This window comes from Saccharicrinis aurantiacus (genome assembly GCF_947489045.1).
Lineage (GTDB): Bacteria > Bacteroidota > Bacteroidia > Bacteroidales > Marinilabiliaceae > Saccharicrinis > Saccharicrinis aurantiacus.
In genome coordinates this window covers 1-23,825 of sequence record NZ_CANLCN010000006.1, presented here as the reverse complement: position 1 = coordinate 23,825, position 23,825 = coordinate 1, and the positions used below count along the sequence as shown (strand labels likewise).

Annotated in this window: 16 protein-coding genes; 14 read left to right on the top strand and 2 right to left on the bottom strand. The window is 36.8% G+C overall.

Annotated features, from left to right (window positions below; all coding sequences use genetic code 11):
- Positions 1 to 325 precede the first annotated feature (325 nt).
- The 11 genes from QMO11_RS08525 (at position 326) to QMO11_RS08475 (ending at position 14,038) form a co-directional block, all read left to right on the top strand.
- Positions 326 to 1,696, top strand: coding sequence for an NAD-dependent succinate-semialdehyde dehydrogenase (locus QMO11_RS08525; protein WP_282036896.1), 1,371 nt, complete (start codon positions 326 to 328; stop codon positions 1,694 to 1,696).
- 48 nt (positions 1,697 to 1,744) lie between these two features.
- Positions 1,745 to 2,203, top strand: coding sequence for a regulatory protein RecX (locus QMO11_RS08520; RefSeq protein WP_282036895.1), 459 nt, complete (start codon positions 1,745 to 1,747; stop codon positions 2,201 to 2,203).
- An 18-nt stretch (positions 2,204 to 2,221) separates the two neighbouring features.
- A complete protein-coding gene (locus QMO11_RS08515; RefSeq protein WP_282036894.1) occupies positions 2,222 to 3,622 on the top strand; it encodes an LPP20 family lipoprotein in 1,401 nt (466 codons plus the stop codon).
- A gap of 313 nt (positions 3,623 to 3,935) precedes the next feature.
- Positions 3,936 to 5,525 (top strand): bifunctional phosphoribosylaminoimidazolecarboxamide formyltransferase/IMP cyclohydrolase, encoded by a 1,590-nt coding sequence (gene purH / locus QMO11_RS08510; RefSeq protein ID WP_282036893.1) that lies wholly within the window; start codon positions 3,936 to 3,938, stop codon positions 5,523 to 5,525.
- 11 nt (positions 5,526 to 5,536) lie between these two features.
- Positions 5,537 to 6,559, top strand: coding sequence for a rod shape-determining protein (locus tag QMO11_RS08505; RefSeq protein ID WP_068474831.1), 1,023 nt, complete (start codon positions 5,537 to 5,539; stop codon positions 6,557 to 6,559).
- Positions 6,560 to 6,705: 146 nt separating this feature from the next.
- A complete protein-coding gene (gene mreC / locus QMO11_RS08500; protein ID WP_068474834.1) occupies positions 6,706 to 7,533 on the top strand; it encodes a rod shape-determining protein MreC in 828 nt (275 codons plus the stop codon).
- Positions 7,530 to 8,048 carry a rod shape-determining protein MreD gene (gene mreD, locus QMO11_RS08495; RefSeq protein ID WP_282036892.1) on the top strand — a complete coding sequence of 173 codons (519 nt, stop codon included), beginning with the start codon at positions 7,530 to 7,532 and terminating at the stop codon, positions 8,046 to 8,048. The genes mreC and mreD overlap by 4 nt, the downstream gene beginning before the upstream one ends.
- A gap of 11 nt (positions 8,049 to 8,059) precedes the next feature.
- Complete coding sequence (gene mrdA, locus QMO11_RS08490) at positions 8,060 to 9,904, top strand: penicillin-binding protein 2 (RefSeq protein WP_282036891.1); 1,845 nt, start codon at positions 8,060 to 8,062, stop codon at positions 9,902 to 9,904.
- Positions 9,891 to 11,309 carry a rod shape-determining protein RodA gene (rodA, locus tag QMO11_RS08485; protein WP_282036890.1) on the top strand — a complete coding sequence of 473 codons (1,419 nt, stop codon included), beginning with the start codon at positions 9,891 to 9,893 and terminating at the stop codon, positions 11,307 to 11,309. The genes mrdA and rodA overlap by 14 nt, the downstream gene beginning before the upstream one ends.
- Before the next feature lie 271 nt (positions 11,310 to 11,580).
- Entirely contained in the window at positions 11,581 to 12,885 is a 1,305-nt protein-coding gene (locus tag QMO11_RS08480; RefSeq protein WP_068474846.1) for a KamA family radical SAM protein, read from the top strand.
- A 184-nt stretch (positions 12,886 to 13,069) separates the two neighbouring features.
- Positions 13,070 to 14,038, top strand: a complete 969-nt coding sequence (locus tag QMO11_RS08475) for a lysylphosphatidylglycerol synthase transmembrane domain-containing protein (RefSeq protein ID WP_282036889.1) — start codon at positions 13,070 to 13,072, stop codon at positions 14,036 to 14,038.
- Between the two features lie 183 nt (positions 14,039 to 14,221).
- Here the strand turns inward: QMO11_RS08475 and gnd are convergent, their stop codons facing one another.
- Together gnd and pdxB are read right to left on the bottom strand one after the other, a co-directional pair.
- Positions 14,222 to 15,673 (bottom strand): decarboxylating NADP(+)-dependent phosphogluconate dehydrogenase, encoded by a 1,452-nt coding sequence (gene gnd / locus QMO11_RS08470; RefSeq protein WP_068474851.1) that lies wholly within the window; start codon positions 15,671 to 15,673, stop codon positions 14,222 to 14,224.
- Positions 15,674 to 15,852: 179 nt separating this feature from the next.
- On the bottom strand, positions 15,853 to 16,989 hold the full coding sequence (gene pdxB / locus QMO11_RS08465) for a 4-phosphoerythronate dehydrogenase PdxB (protein ID WP_282036888.1): 1,137 nt from the start codon (positions 16,987 to 16,989) through the stop codon (positions 15,853 to 15,855).
- A gap of 2,021 nt (positions 16,990 to 19,010) precedes the next feature.
- On the opposite strand from pdxB, the gene QMO11_RS08460 reads away from it, so the two are divergent.
- The 3 genes from QMO11_RS08460 to QMO11_RS08450 all read left to right on the top strand — a co-directional run bounded on the left by QMO11_RS08460 (position 19,011) and on the right by QMO11_RS08450 (position 23,430).
- Positions 19,011 to 21,293 carry a sodium-translocating pyrophosphatase gene (locus tag QMO11_RS08460; protein ID WP_282036887.1) on the top strand — a complete coding sequence of 761 codons (2,283 nt, stop codon included), beginning with the start codon at positions 19,011 to 19,013 and terminating at the stop codon, positions 21,291 to 21,293.
- Between the two features lie 603 nt (positions 21,294 to 21,896).
- A complete protein-coding gene (locus QMO11_RS08455) occupies positions 21,897 to 22,841 on the top strand; it encodes a pyridoxal-phosphate dependent enzyme (RefSeq protein ID WP_282036886.1) in 945 nt (314 codons plus the stop codon).
- A gap of 199 nt (positions 22,842 to 23,040) precedes the next feature.
- A complete protein-coding gene (locus QMO11_RS08450; RefSeq protein ID WP_282036885.1) occupies positions 23,041 to 23,430 on the top strand; it encodes an HU family DNA-binding protein in 390 nt (129 codons plus the stop codon).
- The last annotated feature ends 395 nt before the right edge of the window (positions 23,431 to 23,825 follow it).

The following is a 23,825-nucleotide window of genomic DNA, read 5'->3' as shown; positions in this document are numbered from 1 at the left end:
ATGTCATTGCATAAAAAACATATCTGACTCAGATTAAACTCACATCAAACTCACTTAAACGTGAGTTTGATATGAGTTTAATCTGTATTTTATATGAACAATATTAATATGCAGTACGATTTAGCCTAAACCCCAAACTACAATACTAACAAACATTCCATCAGTAAATAAACGATATTTAAAAAGTGACGATATATAGAATATCTTGTTTAATATCATTCTAATTAAGGACGGTGATACCGAATTACACATAAACTTAATTGCATCTTACTTCAAATTTCCCATATTTGCCGTAACTTTATTACTGCAATAAAATAGGAAAAACATGCTTCTTAAAAGTATCAATCCGGCTACAGGAGAGATTAGTAGAGAATTTCCCGAATCACAATGGGAAGATATTGAAAACATCTTACGCGATGTTTATGAGGTACAAGCCGTATGGAGAGAAAGCCAAATTGAAGAACGTATAGGATACTTACGACACCTAGCAATTCTGCTCGAAACGAAAAAAGAAGCTTATAGCTTTACCATAACACATGAAATGGGTAAGCCTATCGCTGAATCACATGCAGAAATTGATAAGTGTATAGAGTTGTGTGAATATTATGCCAATCATACTGAAGAATTCCTAAAAGACACTCATATACAAACAGAGGCTCAAAAGTCATACATTACTTATCGCCCCTTAGGAGTTATTTTTGGAGTAATGCCATGGAACTTTCCTTTTTGGCAGGTATTTCGCTTTGCAATTCCAGCTATCATGGCAGGCAATACAGTATTATTAAAACACGCCTCTAATGTTCCAGGATGTTCAATTGCCCTTGAAGACTTATTTCTAGAATCTAAGTTCCCAGCTGATGTATTTCGTACAGTTTTAGTTTCTAACAGAAAGGTTGAGCGTATTATTGCCAATAAAAAAGTAGCTGCAATATCCTTAACCGGCAGCACTCAAGCAGGTAAAGCAGTGGCTCAAACTGCAGGAAAATACTTAAAAAAGTGCGTACTAGAATTAGGAGGAAGCGATCCATATATTATACTTGAAGATGCAGATATTAATGCTGCAGTTGATTGCTGTGTAGCAGGAAGGCTTATCAACACTGGTCAAAGTTGCATTGGTGCAAAACGGTTCATTATTATGGATAAAGTGTATGATGCCTTTACAAAGCTTTTTGTTGAAAAAATGAAAGCGGTAACTTACGGCGATCCTTTTAATGAAGAAAATAAATTAGGGCCAATGGCTCGAGGGAATATCCGCGAAGATTTATTACGCCAAGTAAACAAATCAATTTCAAAAGGTGCCGAGCTTCTATGTGGCGGTACAATTAACGACGATGAAGATGGTTTCTTCTTTCCTGCAACAGTACTCGGAAATGTGCAGAGCGGTATGCCTGCTTATGACCAAGAATTATTTGGTCCTGTTGCCGCACTCATTCGTGTAGAAAATGAAGAGGAAGCAATTAAAATAGCAAACAGTACCTCATTCGGTTTAGGTTCTGCAATTTTCAGCCGTAATATTGAAAAAGCTATTGAAATAGGAGCGCATAAGATACAGGCAGGTTGTTGTTTCATCAACGAACATGTTAAATCAGATCCACGATTACCTTTTGGAGGTATAAAAGAAAGTGGTTATGGTAGAGAGCTATCGCTAATGGGCATGCACGAATTTGTAAACGTAAAAACTATCTATGTTCGTTAAACATCAATAACTAACAACTGTTATATGATGTAAAATATAATATTACCGATGATCTCAGCAAAAGATGCATTTATTAAAGTTGCGGCCGTATGTGCACGCCAAGAAAAGTGTATTTTCGATATAGAAAAGAAGCTCTACGATTGGCAAATTGACGCGGCTGATATCGCCAAAATAATTGATCAACTTATTGAGGAGAAATTTATCGATGAAACGCGCTATGTACGAGTTTATGTAAAAGATAAGTTTAAATTTAACAAGTGGGGCAAGGTAAAAATTCGTTATCAATTAAAGGCTAAGAATATATCTGGAAAAATGGTTGACTCAGCTCTTGATGAAATCAATAAAGATGAGTACTTTCAAACCTTAATGCTTTTACTAGAGCAAAAGAAATCAAAAAGTAAAGAAACAGATCCTTATAAACAAAAAGCATCCTTAGTGCGTTTTGCCTCTTCAAGAGGATTTGAACCAAATTATATTTACAATGCTTTGGATAATTTAAAGCTCTAATTTTAAATTTAAACCAATATGGATAGTATACGAATATTAGCAATACATTTAGTAGCAATTGTTCTACTTTCATGCTCATCAACAAATCAGTTAAATGCCAAACGCAAGCCCGATTGGGTTAAACAGCGCCCTGCAGATAATTCGTACTACATGGGTAGAGCCATGACTCCTAAAATTGGTGGCGATGTTACTTATAGAACAAACGCCCGTAACAAGGCATTAAAAGAAATGAGTTCTGAGATACAAGTAACCATTTCTTCCAATTCCATTCTCCGACAGTTCGAAAACAATTACGAGGTTAAAGAAGAATTTGAGTCTAGCACATCACAATCCGTTGAAGCAACACTCGAAGGTTACGAGGTACTTACTTGGGAAGATAAAAAAGAGTATTGGGTATTAGTACGCTTATCAAAAGACAAGTACGCAATGCAAAAAGAGATGAAACTCGATTATGCAAAGAAAATGAGTGCTACGTACTACTACGATGCGCAAAAAGCCGTTTCAGGCGGTAATATTTATCAAGCATTATTATTATATGTTCAGGCAATAAAAGCCATTCAACCTCACGTTAACGAAGATCTTACCTATAAAGATATTGAAGGGACTATAAATTTAGGATCAGCAATTTTCGCAGGCGTTCAAGATGCCTTTAAAGCAGTTCATCTTCAAGCGGACCAACCAAATTATCAATTACAATTTAGTAAAGAGTTAAAGGTACCACTAAGCCTGCATGCTTCATATGCGGATGCCATGGGTGATAAAAGAGCTTTATCTAACTTACCCCTGAAATTTTACTTTTCAAAGGGAGAAGGAGAATTATCATCTCCGGAAGCCACCAATAGGGAGGGTGTTGCAGGTTGCGATATCACACGTTTAATTTCAAAAAGAAAAAGTCAAGAGATTACTGCAAAATTTAATGTAGCTCCCTTATTCGAAAAAGAAAATGCAGAAACACGTATTTTACTGAAAGCCTTTTTTCACGATGAGTTTTTACCAACAACTATTTTTAATATCGAGGTACAAAAATCATCTGCATATTTAGTTATTGATGAAAAATCTTTCGGAAATAGTGCAAGTGCCAATGTATTTAGCAAGATGATCAAGTCTGAATTAGCAAGTTCATATTTCAATATTACCACAGATGAAGAGAATGCGGATTTTATCGTTAAAATAAATTCTTCATTTACCAAAGGAGACGAAAAAAAGGGAAGTGGCTATTCTTTATATATTGTTTTTGCTGATGTAAATATCTCAATCGTTGATAATAAAACACAAATGGAGATTTTTTCTGATGGCTTTTCTGGCGTAAAAGGGATACAACCCGGAAGCTTTGAATATGCATTAAAAGATGCTCGTGAAAAAGCCATTGAAAAACTAAAAGATGAAACACTGCTCGATATGGAGCAAGTAAATTTATAAAATTCAAAAGCTGTCTGGTAAGGCAGCTTTTTCTATTTTTAGGCATTTTCATATTGCTGTTCTACAAACTACCCGTCCGTTAATAAATAAAATGCTCAATCAGCTTCTTTTTATATTAAAAAGAACTACCCAAAAACTCCGAATAAAATTAATTTGCGACTTGCTAACTGTCCTTATTTTCTTAATTTTGCGCTAATCAAAGTCAATTCGAAAAAATAGTGTCTCAATAAAACATGCATTTGCTTTATTTGAGGTATTATTTTTATCAAAATTGATTGTATTTCTGCTAAAATAAATAGAATAAAACTGCAATATGAGTAGCTCAAGAAAAATTAAATCAGCGCTTATTTCTGTGTTCCATAAAGATGGATTAGATGAAATTATAAAAACCTTACACCAACAAGGTGTAACTATATATTCAACAGGTGGAACTCAAGCTTTTATCGAAGGATTAGATGTGCCATGTGAGCGTGTTGAAGATTTAACCAGTTACCCTTCTATTTTAGGAGGAAGAGTAAAAACACTTCATCCAAAAGTATTTGGTGGTATTTTAGCTCGCAGAGATAACGAGGGTGACTTACAACAATTAGCAGAATATAATATTCCAGAGATTGATTTGATTATTGTTGATCTTTATCCTTTTGAAGCAACTGTTGCTTCAGGAGCTCCTTTACAAGATATTATCGAGAAAATTGATATAGGTGGTATTTCCTTAATAAGAGGTGCTGCTAAAAATTATAAAGACGTTATTATTGTTCCTTCTAAAGATCAATATGCTGATTTATTAAATGTACTAAAAGAGCAAAACGGTGAGTCTACTTTAGAAGATAGATTTAAATTTGCTGCTGCTGCTTTTGGTGTATCTTCACATTACGATTCTGCCATCTCAAACTTCTTTAATAAAGATAAAGATGATATGGAACGTATCAGCTTAAACGATGGCGAAGTACTTCGTTACGGAGAGAACCCACATCAAAAAGCAACTGTTTATAAGTACAACAACATTAAAGAAGGTGCTTCTTTAGCTAATGCAAATGTATTACAAGGGAAAGCATTATCTTACAACAATATGCTTGATGCTGATGCTGCTTGGAAAGCTGCTAGTGATGCATATCATTCAGTAAACCATATTGAGGGCAAACAAGCTGTAGCAGTAGTAAAACATCTAAATCCATGTGGTTTAGCTGTAACTAATGACATTACAAAATCTTTAGAGTTGGCTTGGGCAGGAGATCCAATTAGTGCTTTCGGTGGAATTATTTGTTTCACAGGAACGGTAACTGGTGCTATTGCTGAGTGGTTCTCAAAACGTTTTGTTGAAATTATTATTGCCCCTGAGTTTACGCCTGAGGCATTAGAAGTTTTCGCTAAAAAGAAAAACTTACGCTTGTTAGAAACGCCAATTAAAAACGAAATCACAGGTGAAAAGTTGATTCGCTCAGTTAGTGGTGGTATTTTAGTTCAGGATGAAGACGAAGGTGTAGATAACGAATTTAAAAACGTTACTAAACTTGAGTTTGAAGCCACTAAAATGGAATTGGCTAAATTCGGTATTACAGCATGTAAGCATCTTAAAAGTAATGCAATTGCAATTGTAACTGAAAATGAAGATGGTTCTTTTTGGTTAACAGGAGCAGGTATGGGACAACCAAACCGTTTAGATAGTTTACGTCATTTAACAATGCCACGTTTCGATCTAAAAGAAGGAGTTAAGATTGAAAATTCAGTAGTTATTTCTGATGCATTCTTCCCATTCCGCGATAGTATTGAAGCTGCAAATGAGTACAACGTAAAATATATTGTTGAGCCAGGTGGAAGTATCAGAGATGAGGAAGTGATTGAGGCTTGCAACGAGTTTGGAATAGCTATGTTATTCACAGGGAAACGTCATTTTAAACACTAAAAACCTAATTCATGGGATTTTTTTCTTTTTTATCACAAGATATTGCCATTGACTTGGGTACGGCGAATACAATTATTATCCACAACGATAAAATTGTAGTTGACGAACCATCTATTGTGGCTTTAGACAGAAGAACCGATAAGCTAATGGCTATTGGTGAAAAGGCTCGCCAAATGCATGGTAAGACTCACGACAATATCTATACAATTCGTCCATTACGTGATGGTGTGATTGCAGATTTTAATGCTGCTGAGCAAATGATTAGAGGTATGATTAAGATGATCAATACCAACTCTCGTTTATTCACACCTTCGTTAACAATGGTAATTTGTATCCCATCGGGTAGTACCGAGGTTGAAATTCGTGCGGTACGTGACTCTGCAGAACATGCAGGTGGTCGTGAAGTGTATATGATTTACGAACCTATGGCAGCTGCTTTAGGTATAGGTCTTGATGTTGAAGCACCGCAAGGGAATATGGTGGTAGATATAGGTGGTGGTACCACTGAAATTGCTGTAATTTCTTTAGGAGGAATTGTAACCAACAAATCAATACGTATTGCGGGTGACGATTTAACTGCAGATATTATGGAGTACATGCGCCGTCAACACAACATTAAAGTTGGGGAGCGTACTGCCGAAGAAATTAAAATTCATGTTGGATCAGCTTTACCTGAATTGGAAGAGCCTCCGGTTGATTATATTGTTCAAGGTCCTAATCAGATGACTGCATTACCAATTGAGGTACCAGTTTCTTATCAGGAAGTTTCACACTGTTTAGAAAAATCAATTTCTAAAATTGAAACAGCCGTATTAAGTGCACTTGAGCAAACACCTCCAGAATTATATTCTGACATTGTAAATAATGGTATTTATTTAGCTGGTGGTGGGGCCTTATTACGAGGTTTAGATAAGAGATTAACGGATAAGATTAATATCCCATTCCATATTGCCGAGAACCCATTACATGCGGTGGCAAGAGGAACAGGCATTGCTCTTAAGAACAGACATAAGTTCTCTTTCTTAAAAAGATAATAAGCAATCAAAATATTAAAACCCGGTATAAATTTTGTACCGGGTTTTTATTTTAAAAGATTATAATTCCGATAATTGTAACTTTTTACACCAACATAAAGTACTTTAATATAGTAGATAAAGCACATTAAAATTAGTACAAGTAAATGAGAAGTATTTTACACTTTATTATCAAATACCACTTGGGCTTTTTATTTATTTTTCTCGAAATAATAGCCTTCTCCTTAATTGTAACATTCAACCAAAATCAACGTGCTTTATTCTTAAGTTCTTCTTCAAAAATTTCAGGCGATCTTTTTGAAACCACAAGTAACATTGAGCAATACTTGGCATTAAAAACCATTAATGAAGAATTAGCCAACGAGAATGCCTACCTGCGCAGCCAAATGATAAAATCGTTTAAGCAGTCGAAGGATTATTTTACATTACTCGGAGATTCATCAACCACAACCCAATATAAATATAGAGCAGCAAGCGTTGTTAATAATTCAACAAAACATACATTTAACTATATCACAATCAATAAAGGGACAGATGATGGTATAAAGCCTGATATGGGCATTATTTCACCAAGAGGTATTGTTGGTATCATTATTAAATGCTCTAAAAACTATAGCACCGGACTTTCATTATTGAATCCGCGCTTAAAAATATCTGCCAAACTGCAAGAATCTGACTTCTTTGGATCTATTAGTTGGGATAACAAAACAGCCAACACAGTAATTCTTGAAGAAATACCAGAGCATGCCTCAGTTAGTTTAGGAGACAAGGTAATTACAAGTGGATATTCATCGATATTTCCTGAGGGCATTTTAATTGGTACCGTAGATGGTGTAGAACACCCAATAGGAGAAAGTTTTTACAAAATTAGTGTTAAACTAAGTGTTGATTTCTCAAAACTCAGTTTTGTAGAAGTTATTGAGAATGTGTTTCAAGAGGAGAAAATTAAATTAGAGGAGGAGTCGAGAAGATGATAACACGAATTCCAAGGTACATACTAAGCTTTTTCTTTTTTGTACTTTTTCAAGTATTTATTTTAAATAAAATAGAATTATCAGGATACTTAAATCCATTCCTATATATTCTATTCATCGTAACTTTGCCTTTTGAAACGCCCAAATGGTTGCTATTAGTTTTAGGGGCAATACTAGGCCTGTCGGTTGACTTGTTCTCAAATTCAGCAGGTATGCATATGGCTGCTTGTGTATTAATTGCATACCTACGACCGTTTATACTTAGAAGCTTTGCTCCACGCGATAGCTATGAAGTAGGAACACTCCCACTCCCTAACTATTATGGTTTTGCATGGTTTGCAAAATATGCCATCACATTAATTATTATACACCACTTCTTTTACTTTTTCATTGAATCATTCGGAGTAGAAACATTTGTCTCTACGATAGTTAAAACAGCATTTAGCTCAATATTTACTTTATTGATAATGCTTATTGCCCTGCTGTTTACCTATTCAAGAAAACGAAGAATTTAAATTGTAAGGCTGTGGGAAATATAAATAAAAGATCGATTGTTATTGCCTTGATATTTGTTTCATTGGCATTAACATTTGTGCTTAAACTTTTCAATCTGCAAGTTTACGATCCATCTTATAAATCATATGCAGAAAACAATACTCGAAGAGAGATCGTCACCTTCCCGGCAAGGGGTTTGGTATATGATAGAAATAATAACCTCATAGTTTCCAATCAGGCAGATTATGATTTGATGGTGGTTCCTCGTGAATTAAAAAGCCTTGATACTACTTCTTTTTGCAATGCCCTTGAAATAACCAAAGAAGAATTAGTTGAGCTTTTTGATAAAATGCGGACAAAGCTAAAATACCGTAAAATTTCAGCCATTAAACCATCCATATTTTACAAACAGCTATCGGCAAAGCAATATGGTTATTTGCAAGAAAAACTATATAAGTATGATGGATTCTTCGTTCAAAGAAGAACGCTCAGAAACTATGAATATCCATATGCAGCGCACATTCTTGGTTACATCGGCGAGGTTGGGTCAAAAGATTTAAAGAGAGATAAGTATTATACAAAAGGTGACTACCACGGGATTAATGGAATAGAATCTACTTACGAAAATAACCTTAGAGGAGAGAAAGGTTATAAATATGTATTAGTGGATGTTCATGGTCGTGAAAAAGGGGCGTTTAGAGATGGGAAATTTGATATTCCTGCTGTAGCAGGAAAAGACATCAATTTAACGCTTGATATTGATTTGCAAGCCTATGGTGAAGAATTGATGCAAAATAAGATTGGTGCCATTGTTGCAATTGAGCCTTCGACGGGCGAGCTATTATCAATGGTATCTAGTCCAAACTATAATCCTAATTTATTGGTTGGTAAACAACGAGCTGGTAATTTCTCAAAATTAAGTACCGATTCTTTAAAACCACTGTATAATAGACCTATTATGGCATGGTATCCGCCAGGGTCAACATTTAAAACCGTACAAGCATTAATTGGACTGCAGGAAGGTGTAATTACTCCAAATTCAAAATTTGAGTGCTATAGCGGCTATAATGTAGGCCGTTTTCACTTGGGCTGTCACCACCATTATAGTCCGCTTAATTTACGCCAATCTATCGCCAACTCATGTAATGCATATTATTGTAATGTCTTCCGATATGTTATCGATCAACCCAAAAATGGGACAGTGCAAAATGGCTTTGAACTTTGGAAAGATTATTTAGTGAGATTTGGATTTGGATACAAACTTGGAGTTGATTTTGCAAATGAGAACAGAGGCTTTGTTCCGAACAGTAAAACCTTCGATAAAATATATAATAAAAGCTGGTCGTCATTAACTGTTGTTTCTATGGCTATTGGACAGGGAGAGTTATTGATTACTCCTATTCAAATGGCAAATATGTCTGCCACAATTGCGAATAGAGGACATTACTACACACCACATATTATTAAATCAATTGAAAATGATACTGTTCCTTCTCGCTTTTTAGAAAAGCATGAAACAGGAATTGATACAACCCATTTTGCTCCTGTTATAGATGGGATGGAAATGGCAGTATGGAACGATGAGTTAGGAACTGCTAGAATGGCACGTATTCCGGGGATAAGTATTTGTGGTAAAACAGGAACTGCTCAAAACCCTCATGGAAAAGACCATTCGGTATTTATTGCTTTTGCACCTAAAGATGACCCTAAAATAGCCATTGCCGTATATGTTGAAAATGGTGGATATGGTTCTACTTGGGCTGCGCCAATTGCAGGTTTAATGGTAGAAAAATACTTAAATAAAGAAATTCAGCCATCGCGCGAGTGGATTGAAAAAAGGATGTTGGAAGGAGATTTGATTCATGGTAAAAAATAGTACTATAAAAAACATCGATTGGATAACCGTTATCCTTTATCTTATCCTCGTAGCTTTTGGATGGATTAATATTTATGCGGCCAACTACAACCCAGAGAATCCTGTTTTCTTTGATCCAAATAAAGAATATGCAAAACAGTTAATATGGTTTGGCTTATCGTTATTTATCATATGGATTCTATTCATAACCGATAGCAAGTTTTATGTGGCATTCTCTTACTTTTTGTACGGTCTATCAGTATTCTTACTGTTCAGTGTTATCTTTTTAGGTAAGGAAATTAATGGAGCAAAATCGTGGTTTGAGCTAGGTCCTGTGAGGTTCCAACCCGTTGAGTTAGCCAAGGTTGCTACTGCCTTAACTGTTTCAAGGATAATCAGTAATTACGGCTTCTCCTTTAAAAAGCGGAAAGACTTATTAAAAATAATAGCCGTATGGATGGCTCCTGTTGTATGCATCTTATTGCAGAATGACACGGGCTCAGCTTTAGTATTTTTTGTATTGGCCCTCCCCTTCTATCGTGAAGGATTTTCAGGCAATGTATTAATATTAGCTGTTATTGGTGCTGTGGTTTCAGTGTTTACCATAATTTATCCTAACTATTTAATATTATCATCAATCATAGTTGTAATTGCGCTAATATTGATGTACAAAACCAACCTAAAGCTTGTTGCAATAAGTTTAGCAATAGGTATTACAACACTATTGCTTGGATTGGCCATTTATGCAGCCATTGAAAAGGAATATTTCTGGGAGTTATTAATTGTTGTTGCAACTTTAGCATCAAGCACCTATATATTAGTTGTTGGGATAAAAAAACGACAAAAAGTAGTTTACCCGATCCTAATGTTTTTATGGGGTGCCATAATTTTTACGCTATCAACCGATTACTTTATTGAAGAGATTTTATCAGAATACCAGCGTACTCGTATTAACGTTCTTCTAGGGTTTAAAGATGATCCTTTGGGGGCAGGATACAATGTAAATCAATCGAAAATTGCCATTGGTTCTGGTGGTTTAACCGGTAAAGGATATTTACAGGGAACACAAACAAAATTTAACTTTGTACCAGAGCAAAGCACAGACTTTATTTATTGTACAGTTGGTGAAGAATGGGGATTTGCGGGCACTACAGCAGTAATTGCGCTATTTCTTGTATTAATGCTACGGCTTATTATTCTGGCTGAAAAACAACACTCTACATTTAGTAGGGTATACGGATATTGCGTCGCGTCCATCTTTTTCTTTCATTTTGCAATAAATATTGGAATGACGATCGGCCTCGCTCCTGTTATCGGTATTCCCTTGCCATTCTTTAGTTACGGAGGATCCTCCTTATGGGGATTTACTACACTTTTATTTATATTTTTAAAGCTTGACACAAATAGAACCGAACTTATTAGGTAATTTGTTTTAATTTTTCATACTTTTGTGCCCGATTTAATCTCAAATCGCATAATATCCTTTTTTTTAGGCACTTATGGGATTTACGATTTATAACTAACTCCCCTATAAAATTGACAATTAGTAAGGAATTTGGCGCTAAGTTGAATTAATTACTAAAATAATAATCAGCATCACTGCAAATTTGCCATCTAAAATCATCCATATATCATGATTAAAAGGCAATGAGTGTTAGTGTTGAATTGAAGTACAGTAATATTTAAAATAATTATTTATGAAGTATCAGACTTATACGTTACATAATTTTAAAAACATTCCCCAAATCAATCAATTGTCTGAAGAAGATCTTTTTGCTATTGAAGTAGTTGGAAATGTTTTACCATTTAAAACAAATAATTATGTAGTGGATGAGTTAATCGATTGGAGTAATTATAAAACTGATCCAATCTTTATTCTTAATTTTCCTCAAAAGGAAATGCTCCCTTCCGATGATTTTAATTCAATGGCTCATCTATTGAAGCAAAATGCGGATAAAAAAGTAATTAAAGAGGAAGCAAATAAGATTAGAGAAAAATTAAACCCACATCCTGCGGGCCAGTTGGAGTATAACGTACCCGAACTTAACGGAGTTAAACTACAAGGCGTACAGCATAAATACAGGGAAACCATGTTGTTTTTCCCTACACAAGGTCAAACATGCCATGCTTATTGTACTTTTTGTTTCCGTTGGCCACAGTTCACCAACATGAACGACATTAAGTTCTCAATGAAAGAGGCTGATTTGATTGTTGGTTACCTAAAAGAACATACTGAAATTACTGACCTATTAATCACTGGTGGCGACCCGATGATTATGAAAGCATCTGCATTAGATGTTTATATCACAAAGATTTTAGATGCAAATATTGAGCACCTACAAACTATCCGAATCGGATCAAAAACCTTAGGTTTCTGGCCTTATAGATATTTGACAGATACTGATGCGGATGATATGTTAGCTATTTTTGAAAAAGTTACCAAAGCAGGTAAATCACTTTCATTTATGGCACACTTCAATCACCCAACAGAATTAAGTACAGACGCGGTACAAAGTGCCATTAAAAAGATACGAGCAACTGGAGCAACAATTAGAACTCAGTCTCCTGTATTAAATCACATTAATGCCGATGCTGATGTTTGGGCAGATATGTGGAAGAAACAAGTTAAGCTTGGTTTAATACCTTATTACATGTTTATGGCTCGTGATACTGGAGCTCAAGAATACTTTGGAATACCAGTAGTAAAAGCGTGGCAGATCTTTCAAAAAGCATACACGCAAGTGAGTGGTGTGGCGCGTACGGTACGTGGACCAAGTATGTCGTGCACCCCTGGTAAAGTAAGGGTTTCAGGAGTTACTGAAATAAAAGGAGAAAAAGTTATAGCCCTTGAGTTTATTCAAGGAAGAAATAGTGATTGGGCAGCACGACCATTTTTTGCTAAATACGATGAAAAAGCACAATGGATAGATGAGCTTAGTCCAGCCTTTGGAATGGAGAATTTCTTTTTCGAGGAAGAACTTGCTGAGGTACTTCTTAAATAAAAACTAATTACCTTGGAGGAAGAGTGACTTAACAATTAAGTCACTCTTTTTTTGTTTATAAAAGTGATTGATTGCACATAATAATTAAATTTGTGGCTGATCCTATAGTAAACGAATCATTATATTTAAATTAATTTGTTTACGATCAACAAATAGGATTCTATTAATCTTAATATCATAAGCATTGTCGTTTTTTAAGAAGTATGCCAAAGCAATTAAATTAATTGCAAAAATTACGCTCTCTGTTGGAGCTCTATATTACGTATTTTCAAAAGTAGATTTAGCTCAAACTTTAGGCGCCATCTCAGGTATAAATCCTTTTTATCTAGTAATTGCGATAATAGTATTTGCAGCTTCTCAGGTTTGCTCCGCATTTCGCTTAAATGTTTTTTACAAATACATTCCGGTAAGTATCCCCCAAATAACTAACATTCGTTTATTTTGGCTAGGGATGTTCTATAACCTATTCCTGCCAGGTGGTGTAGGTGGTGATGGCTATAAGGTTTACCTCATCAATAAATATTATCGAACGCCGGTAAAACGGTTAATCGGAACCATATTCGCTGATAGACTAAGTGGCCTTGTGGTTATATTGATGTACTTATGCGCTCTGGTGTTTTTCATAGAATATGATTTTACAGCTGTGGCTGGAGACTTTGAAGGAGCCAATTGGTTTAATGAGTTCTTGGTGCTTATATCACCATTCTTCAAGTGGTTCATTATATTCATCCCCTTTTTAGCAATCGGATACTACCTATACCTAAGAGTAGTTAGTAGCCATTTAAAAGGAGGTACAATTCAAGTACTTGTTCTATCCATTATCATACAAGGACTACAGATGCTTTCGGCACTTATTATACTCATGTCAATGGGAACCGAAATAGCAGGGCACGCTGAAGATTACTTATTCCTATTTTTATTATCTAGCATCATGTCGGCTATTCCAATATCACTAGGTGGGCTAGGTTTACGAGAAGTTACCTTCATGATAGGCTCTAAGTACCTTGGCCTAAATCAAGATCATGCAGTTGCATTAAGTATCATATTCTATTCGCTATCCTTATTTGTATCTCTATTTGGAGGATACTTTGCCTATAATACGCAACGAATATTCAACTTCGAGGCTCCTGCTAAAGAAGAGGATGATAAATAGCTATTAATAGGATATCAACACTTAAATAACAAGTTTTCAACTATTCGCCAAGTTGTTAACAACTTTGTTCGATACTGTAAATAAATACATTACATCATTAAAGATATTCTTTTAAAGGTGTAACCAACAAAAAAGCCGACTTATTAAAGCCGGCTTTCAACAATTATATAAGTTGCCTATTATTTATACATCGTAGGTAGTTGAAGCAGTGTCTCCTCCTCTACCCGTCCAGTTTGTGTGGAAAAACTCACCACGTGGCTTATCTACTCTTTCGTAGGTATGCGCTCCAAAATAATCACGTTGTGCCTGCAGCAAGTTAGCTGGTAACTTCTCAGTTCTGTAACCATCGTAATAACTTAATGCACTTGAGAATGTAGGAACAGGTATACCTGCAATAACAGCTTGTCCAACCACATTTCTCCATCCTTGCTCTGCATCTTTCACTTTATCTGTAAAGTAAGAGTCTAACAATAAGTTAGGAAGTGCCGGATTCTTATCAAATGCATCTTTAATTTTGTTTAAGAAAACAGAACGGATGATACAACCACCGCGCCACATTAATGCAATACCGCCGTAGTTTAAATCCCAACCAAACTCCTTTGCAGCTTCGTTCATTAGAACGTAACCTTGCGCATACGATACAATTTTTGAAGCAAAAAGAGCATCCTTAATATTATTGATAAAGGCTTGTTTATCGCCTTCGAATTTCTTTATTGGGCTACCCAATACTTTGGCTGCTTCAACTCTTTCGGCTTTTTGTGATGATAAGCAACGTGCAAACACCGACTCACCAATTAAAGTTAAAGGCACTCCCAAATCAAGAGCTGTAATTCCTGTCCACTTACCCGTTCCCTTTTGTCCGGCAGCATCTAATATATTTTCAACCAATGGCTCGCCATCTTCTTCGTAAGCCATAATATCGCGAGTAATTTCAGTAAGATAACTATCTAAATCACCTTTGTTCCACTCGTCAAATACATCGTGCATTTCTTTATGCGTCATACCAAGGTATTCCTTCATAATATGATAGGCTTCGCTAATAATTTGCATATCGCCGTACTCAATACCATTGTGCACCATCTTCACAAAATGACCAGCACCACCTTCTCCAACCCAATCGCAACAAGGTACTCCGTTCTCAACTTTAGCAGAAATATTTTGGAAAATATCTTTGATATGAGGCCATGCAGCAGGAGATCCACCAGGCATTAATGAAGGACCTGTTAATGCACCTTCTTCACCTCCTGATACTCCACTACCCACAAAAAGTAAACCTTTACTCTCTACATATTCTGTTCTTCTAATACTATCCGGATAATGTGAATTACCCCCGTCGATAATAATATCTCCTTCTTCTAAATGCGGTATCACCTGATCAATTAGGGCATCAACAGCAGCACCTGCTTTTACAAGCATCATTACCTTTCTAGGCTTCTCTAATGAGTCAACCAACTCCTTTATAGAATGGGCACCAATAAAGTTTTTGTTTGCTCCTCGTCCGTTCACAAACTTATCAACCTTTTCAGTAGTTCTATTAAAAACGGCTACAGTATAACCTTTACTTTCCATGTTTAATACAAGGTTCTCGCCCATTACAGCTAAACCTATTAATCCTATATCGGCTTTTTTACTCATAATTAGATATTTTGAAAGAGATACTGGGTAGATTACTTCCCGATATCATATGTAATATGTTTATTTTATTCTTTGTAAATGTAAGTATTCAGATATAAAGACAAATATCATTGAATATTGTTTTTCTCTAAATTAATTGATTGCGTTATATAATGTTAAAACAGAAAGCAGAATCGCCTCTATTCTTCAATTACATTTATAAACCCAATACTCTTAAGGCAATCAATGATATCTGCATTACCATTTTTCAGGCGAATTGTATAAGCCTGAAACTCACGTCGCATCATATAATTACCACGGTGCTGTTCAAAATCTTCGGGTTTAGTTTTCAAGAGCTCATCATCAATGTTGATTGGATAGGTATGCAACACTGCCTTTATCCATAAAGCATCAAAGCTATGGCCTGCTGCATCTAATTCGATTATTGGTTGCTTGGGTTGTGGCAAAGCTTCAGGATACCAATTATCGAGACCCAAATTAAAATACTTACTGATGTTATTAACAGATTGGGCTGTTCCGTTTGCTTTACCATCTACGGAGTAACCTGCAATATGCGAAGTACCAATTAAAACTTTGCTTAATAAATTAAGATTGATAGCTGGTTCCTCTTCCCAAACATCAATTACGGCATTGGAAATATGACCTGTATTAATCTGATTCAATAAATCAGCATTGTTAATCACCTCACCTCTTGAGGAGTTCATAATAACTACATCTTTCTTACAAGCAGCTAAAAAAACATTATCGGCCAGGTGATGCGTTTTGTAAAGTCCCTCACGCTGTAAGGGAACATGAAAGGTAATGACATCCGCCTTTTCTTGAATCTCTTTTAAGGATACAAAAGCATCAGCACCTTCCTTCTCAGCTCTTGGTGGATCGTTCAATAAAACTTTCATGCCGATGCCCTTGGCTAAATCTCTTACTTTAGAGCCTACGTTACCCACCCCAACTATACCTATGGTTTTTCCCTTGAGCGATTGACCTGTTGCCAAACTTAAGGTAGCAAGAGCAGCAGCAATATATTGCTTTACTGATCCAGCATTGCAACCTGGGGAATTGTTCCAACTAATATTATGATTTGCACAAAATTCCGTATCAATATGGTCGTAACCAATGGTAGCTGTAGCAATGGTTTTTACATTACTCCCTTTAAGTAGGTGGGCATTACATTTGGTGCGTGTACGCGTAATTAATGCATCCGCATTTTTTACTAATTCAGGCGTTGTTTCTGCACCGGCCTTATAAACGATATCGGCTTTGGATTCTAAAACTCCCTCGAGAAAAGGGATTTTATTATCGGCTATTATTTTAAGCATGAGGATTTAATTTGCGGTAAAAATACGTATTTAAGTTTAATGCGATAACTAAGCAATGGCAATTAAACACTTTAAATCATATTGTTTTTATATATAATGATAAACCAACATGAAACAACATGATAATTTCAAACCCCAAAAGGTAGATGATCTAATATGGCTCAATTAGTAAGCTATATTTAATTAGTCTTCAATCCGATTAAAGACAGGTAAAACATATTCGTCGACAGTAATAAACCATTAAACGAAGATCTCAGATTTGAATCATTTTAACCCGTAAATTTGAAGTATAATCATTAAAACAAAAGGTCATGAATGAGTGGGTATTAAAAATAGAAGGCAAGTGGGTTTTATAATCCAGTGTTAATAATATAGATTTAGGGTTAAGGTTAGTGTTTATTTAGGTTCTTTCAATGTTGCTCATCAACACTGGAAGAACCTTTTTCATTTATATAGATGACAATCAGCATCACATATACCTACAAACACTATGATTATAACTAGCCATTCCGATAAAAGACAGGTAGCGCATGTTCGTCGACAGTAATAAACCATTAAACGAAGATTTCAGATTTGAATCATTTAAACCCGTAAATTTGATGTATAATCATTAAAACAAAAGGTCATGAACGAGTGGGTATTAAATATAGAAGGTAAGTGGGTTTTATAATCCAGTGTTAATAATATAGATTTAGGGTTAGGGTTAGGTTAGGTTTGGTTTGGTTCTTTTGGTGTTGCTCATCAACACTGGAAGAACCTTTTTCATTTATATAGATGACAATCAGCATCACATATACCTACAATTACTATGATTACAACTACCATTCCGATAAAAGACAGGTAGCGCATGTTCGTCGACAGTAATAAACCATTAAACGAAGATCTCCAATTTGATGCAATTAAAGCTGTAAATTTGAAGTATAATCATTAAAACAAAGGGTCATGAACGAATGGGTATTAAATATAGAAGGCAAATGGGTTTTATAATCCAGTGTTAATAATATAGATTTAGGGTTAGGGTTAGGTTTGGTTAGGTTCTTTTGGTGTTGCTCATCAACACCAGAAGAACCTTTTTCATTTATATAGATGACAATCAGCATCACATATACCTACAAACACTATGATTATAACTAGCCATTCCGATAAAAGACAGCTAAAGTATGTTCGTCGACAGTAATAAACCATTAAACGAAGATCTCCGATTTGATGCAATTAAACCTTTAAATTTGATGTATAATCATTAAAACAAAAGGTCATGAACGAATGGGTATTAAATATAGAAGGTAAGTGGGTTTTATAATCCAGTGTCAATAATATAGGGTTAGGGTTAGGTTTGGTTAAGTTAGGTTCTTTTGGTGTTGCTCATCAACACTAGAAGAACCTTTTATTCTATTAACTGAAAACAGTATTACATAAGCTCACGAATACTAGGATTCAAACAGAATATCCGGTAAAAGAAAAGTATTGCATATTCATCGAAGAATTTAAACTACTAATCGAAGAACTTTGATTTGAAGTATATAATGCCGTATATTACGATAAACTCATTAAAGCAAAAAGATTATGAACAAGTGGGTGTTAAATTTAGAAGACAAGTGGGTTTTATAATCCATAGTAGATAATATAGCTTTAGGGTTAAGTTAGGACAGGTTCTTTTAGTGTTGATAAACAACATTAGGAGGACCTTTTTTATTGGACTTGATTCAACTTATTAGAGCAAATATTAATTACCACTTTAGCTTACGCAGCCTTGATAGAAGTGATAGCCTTTTGTTAATGGGTAAACAATGATACTTAGTTGGCGGAGGCGACCCAAGAAGCCCACGCACAACTTAGTTGAATTTTACCCATTAATAAAAGCTAAAACGAATAGCGAGATCAGCTGCCCCAACAGCTATTCTTATTTTTATTCAATCTACATTAAGACTGTCACAACTAATATGTTAAGCATAATAAATTGAGTATCTTACAGAGACGAATTTCTACAATACCTTAAAAATAACAGTACTAAATCTTATTTTATGATTACACAATTATTTTGGATAATACCAGTGGCATCGGTAATTGCATTGGTATTTGCGTGGCTCTTTTTTAAAGATATGATGAAGAGCTCGGAGGGAACAGACAGAATGAAAGAAATTGCACAGCATGTGCGAGATGGCGCAATGGCATACCTGAAGCGACAATATAAAGTGGTGGGTATTGTGTTTGCAGTTCTTTTGGTAATTTTAACCGTATTGGCATACATGGGTGTTCAAAATCCGTTTGTGCCAATTGCTTTTTTAACGGGGGGCTTCTTCTCGGGCCTCTGCGGATATTTAGGAATGAAAACAGCCACTTATGCCTCGGCACGTACTGCGCAAGGGGCGTCGGAATCGTTAAACAAAGGACTGAAAGTGGCTTTCCGAAGCGGTGCTGTAATGGGCATGGTAGTGGTTGGATTTGGCTTGCTTGACATTTCGTTATGGTACTTATTGCTTACTAAAGTGGTTTATACCACTGAACATATGGCGCATGGCTTAAGCTTTTTGGGTTTAGACTTTGTACACGCGGGCATGGATGAATCGCAGAAACTTTTAGAAATAACAGCCACCATGTTAACCTTTGGTATGGGAGCCTCTACGCAAGCTTTATTTGCGCGTGTGGGTGGTGGCATTTATACCAAGGCTGCTGATGTGGGTGCCGATTTAGTGGGTAAGGTTGAGGCCGGTATCCCTGAGGATGATCCGCGCAACCCGGCAACCATTGCCGATAATGTGGGCGATAACGTGGGCGATGTGGCAGGTATGGGTGCCGATTTATACGAATCGTATTGCGGTTCAATACTAGCTACTGCTGCCTTAGGGGCTGCCCTGAGCGTGAATAGCGGTGGCGATATGGCGGCCAAGGTAATTGCTCCAATGTTGGTGGCAGCCATTGGTATTATACTTTCTATTGTGGGTGTGTTTATGGTGCAAACCAAAGAGGATGCAACGCCTAAAAGCTTATTAAATTCCTTATTAATTGGTACAGGAGGAAGTTCGGTATTGATTTTAGCGGCTATAGCGGCAATGGCAGCAATGGGCTGGCTCGAGTGGGGCATATTTGGCTCAGTAGTTGCCGGATTAGTTGCCGGTGTAATTATTGGTCAGGGTACTGAATATTATACTTCTGATGGTTATAAACCTACCCAAGGAATTGCGGCGCAAGCACAACAAGGTCCGGCCACCACTATTATTGATGGCATTGCCATTGGTATGTATTCCACATGGATTCCGGTAGTTACCATTGTAATTGGCATTATTGCTTCCTTCGGTTTTGCCGGAGGCTTTACCAACTTTGCCGAAGGTGTATACGGTATTGGTTTTGCTGCCGTGGGTATGTTATCTACACTGGGCATTACTTTAGCTACCGATGCCTTTGGACCAATTGCTGATAATGCAGGCGGAAATGCTGAGATGGCAGAACTACCCCACGAGGTGCGCGAAAGAACAGATGCCTTGGATATGCTAGGGAATACCACAGCTGCAACGGGTAAGGGCTTTGCCATTGGATCGGCTGCTTTAACGGCAATGGCTTTAATGGCTGCCTACATGGAAGAAATTAAAATATGGCTGCAACGCGATTTAAAAGGCGGCGAAACCATTGTACAAAACTCTATTCAGTTTGTGCTTGATAAATCAACGGCTGTGGCTGAAGGTGTTAAAGCCGTTGTAATTTCAGAGGCTAGTCTAAAGGATTTCTCCACTTTCTACGACTTATCGTTATTTAACCCGCTATTACTAGCTGGTTTGTTTATTGGCGCCATGATGGCCTTTGTATTTTGTGCCATGACCATGAAGGCGGTAGGAAGAGCTGCCGGCGCCATGGTGGATGAGGTACGTCGCCAGTTTAGAGAAATACCCGGAATATTAGAGGGCACAGCTACACCTGAGTATGCCAAGTGCGTTGAGATATCAACAAAAGGGGCGCAGCGCGAAATGCTACTGCCTTCTTTATTAGCCATTATTGTGCCCATTGCAGTGGGTTTAATATTTGGTGTAGCCGGTGTAATTGGTCTTTTAATGGGTGGTTTAACCACTGGGTTTACTTTGGCTATTTTCTTAAACAACGCAGGTGGTGCTTGGGATAACGCCAAAAAATATATTGAAAAAGGAAACTTTGGTGGCAAAGGTTCTGATGCCCATAAGGCGGGTGTGGTTGGCGACACAGTTGGCGATCCGTTTAAAGATACTGCGGGTCCTTCGTTAAACATTTTAATTAAACTGATGACGATGGTTAGCGTTGTGATGAGCGGACTAACCGTAGCTTTTGCTTTGTTTTAAGATAATAACCCCGAAGCCCAAAAGGCTACTGATCTTTTGAACTCATTTGTTGGTTTATATTTGTTATGGCCAGTATCGAATTTATTTTGGTACTGGCTTTTTTTTGCGATGTTAATAAACATCGTAACGCAAAAGAATATAGTATTCTTTGGTGTTTCAGAAGCCGTTCCTCGCCATGACGAGCCGCTTATTAAATTTGTTCTTCTGTCTTCTATCTTCAGCCTTCACACTTTTTAGATGCTTTAATAGGCGCCTTGAAATGCCCGCGCTCCTTGCCATGACGAGGCGCTTATTAAATTTGTTCTTCTGCCTTCAATCTTCAGCCTTCACACTTTTTAAATGCTTTATTAGGCGCCTTGAGATGGCCGCGTTCCTCATCATGACAAGGCGCTTATTAAATTTATCCTTCTTTCTTCTATCTTCAGCCTTCACACTTTTTAAATGCTTTATTAGGCGCCTTGAAATAGCCGCGCTCCTTGCCATGACGACGCTTATTAAATTTGTTCTTCTGTCTTCTATCTTCAGCCTTCACGCTTTTTTATACTAACTTTGCCCGTGGGGAATCCAATAAATTTCCCCTTTCATATTTATAAGGATACACGCATGATTATTCCAAATTTCTCAGATATTGAAGAGGCCTTTGCCCGCATAGAACAATACATACACATTACCCCCGTTTTAACCAGTCAGTCGATTAACGAAATTACAGGTGCCAACTTATTTTTTAAGTGCGAGAACCTGCAAAAAGTAGGGGCCTTTAAAATACGCGGCGCCATTAATGCCGTTTTCTCGCTGAGCGATGAAGAAGCCGCAAAAGGCGTAGCCACCCATTCATCGGGCAATCATGCAGCAGCATTGGCACTAGCAGCAAAGCTTAGAGGTATTGAGGCACATATAGTAATGCCCAATAATGCACCCGAAATTAAACAGAAAGCAGTGGCGGGCTACGGAGGTAAAATTACCCTATGCGAGCCAACACTAAAAGATCGTGAAGAAACCTTGGTTAAAATTGTAGCCCAAACGGGTGCTACATTGGTACACCCCTACAATCAGGCCGAAGTAATTGCCGGACAAGGCACCTGCGCCCTTGAGTTAATGGGACAGGTAGAAGGTTTAGATGCCATCCTTACCCCAGTTGGCGGAGGAGGCTTGCTAGCCGGAACGGCCCTTAGTGCCAAATATCTGAATCCGGATATCGAACTCATTGCCGCCGAGCCCGAAGGTGCCGACGATGCTTACCAGTCGTTTTTACAAGAAAAACTTGTACCTGCCGTTAATCCGCAAAGTATTGCCGACGGCCTATTAACATCACTAGGCGAGCTCAACTACGAAATCATAAAAAACAACGTTGATGCAGTAATCACCGCTCCCGATAAGGCCATTGTTGAAGCCATGCGCATGATTTGGGAACGCATGAAAATAATAGTAGAACCTTCTGCCGCCATAACTCTCGCCATTATCCTCGAAAACAAAGACGCTTTTAAGGATAAAAATGTTGGGATAATACTTACCGGCGGAAACCTCGATTTAGAGAAGTTACCTTTTTAGTAAGGACAGACTAATATTTTCATAAGCACAAAATATCAAATAGCCACTGGCTAATCAATATTTACCCAGTGGGCATTTTAAATTAGCCAGTGGGTATTTGTATTTAGCCAGTGGATAACTTACTATTAGGCAGTGGATAAATATTATTTTATACGTATATTAGTACTAACATATACTTATAAAAATATCACCCAAAGCCATGATAGAATATATTATAACAGCTCTTGAAGACCCACGAAACAGACCGAACAAGAAATACTATGCGCGCCCTGCATATAAAGCCACTCGTACTTTAAATGATGCAGAGCAACACATCACAAAAGCCAGCTCACTTACCAAGGCCGAAACCAGAGGTGTGGTAATTTCACTAGTAGATTATATAAAACAGGCTTTACTAGATGGAGAAAGCGTGAAGATAGATGGTTTAGGAACTTTCTTTTTACGCACACAATCAGAGGGTAAGAACACCGAAAAAGAAGTTTCGTTTAGAGATTTTAAAAATACTACAATAGGCTTTAAAACCGATGCGGAGCTGCGTAAAGATGTTGCAAGAGGTGCACAGTTTAGAAAGAAACCAAAGAACAAGTAAACTATATCAAGGTTAGTTTGAAGGCAAAAGACTGAAGGCAGAAGACAACAAATACAATGACTATAAATGGTTGTATACTCTTGGTTTACTATTTGTCTTGAGATCGCCGCGTGCCTCGCGATGACGCAATATCGAATAGCAATAATGTACTTTTTACAACACGTCATTCCGAACGAAGGAATCGCAAGGCGCCATGCAAAGCACATTATTAAGCGTTTTATTATAAGTATAAATGATAAAATGGCTTTACTACTTGCCTTAAGATCGCCGCGTGCCTCGCGATGACGCAATATCGAATAGCAATAATGTACTTTTTGTACCTCGTCATTCCGAGCCGCCAACCAATAAAAATTAGCCATAATGAGTTGATGACAGGGATCAAGCCACTTGTTAAT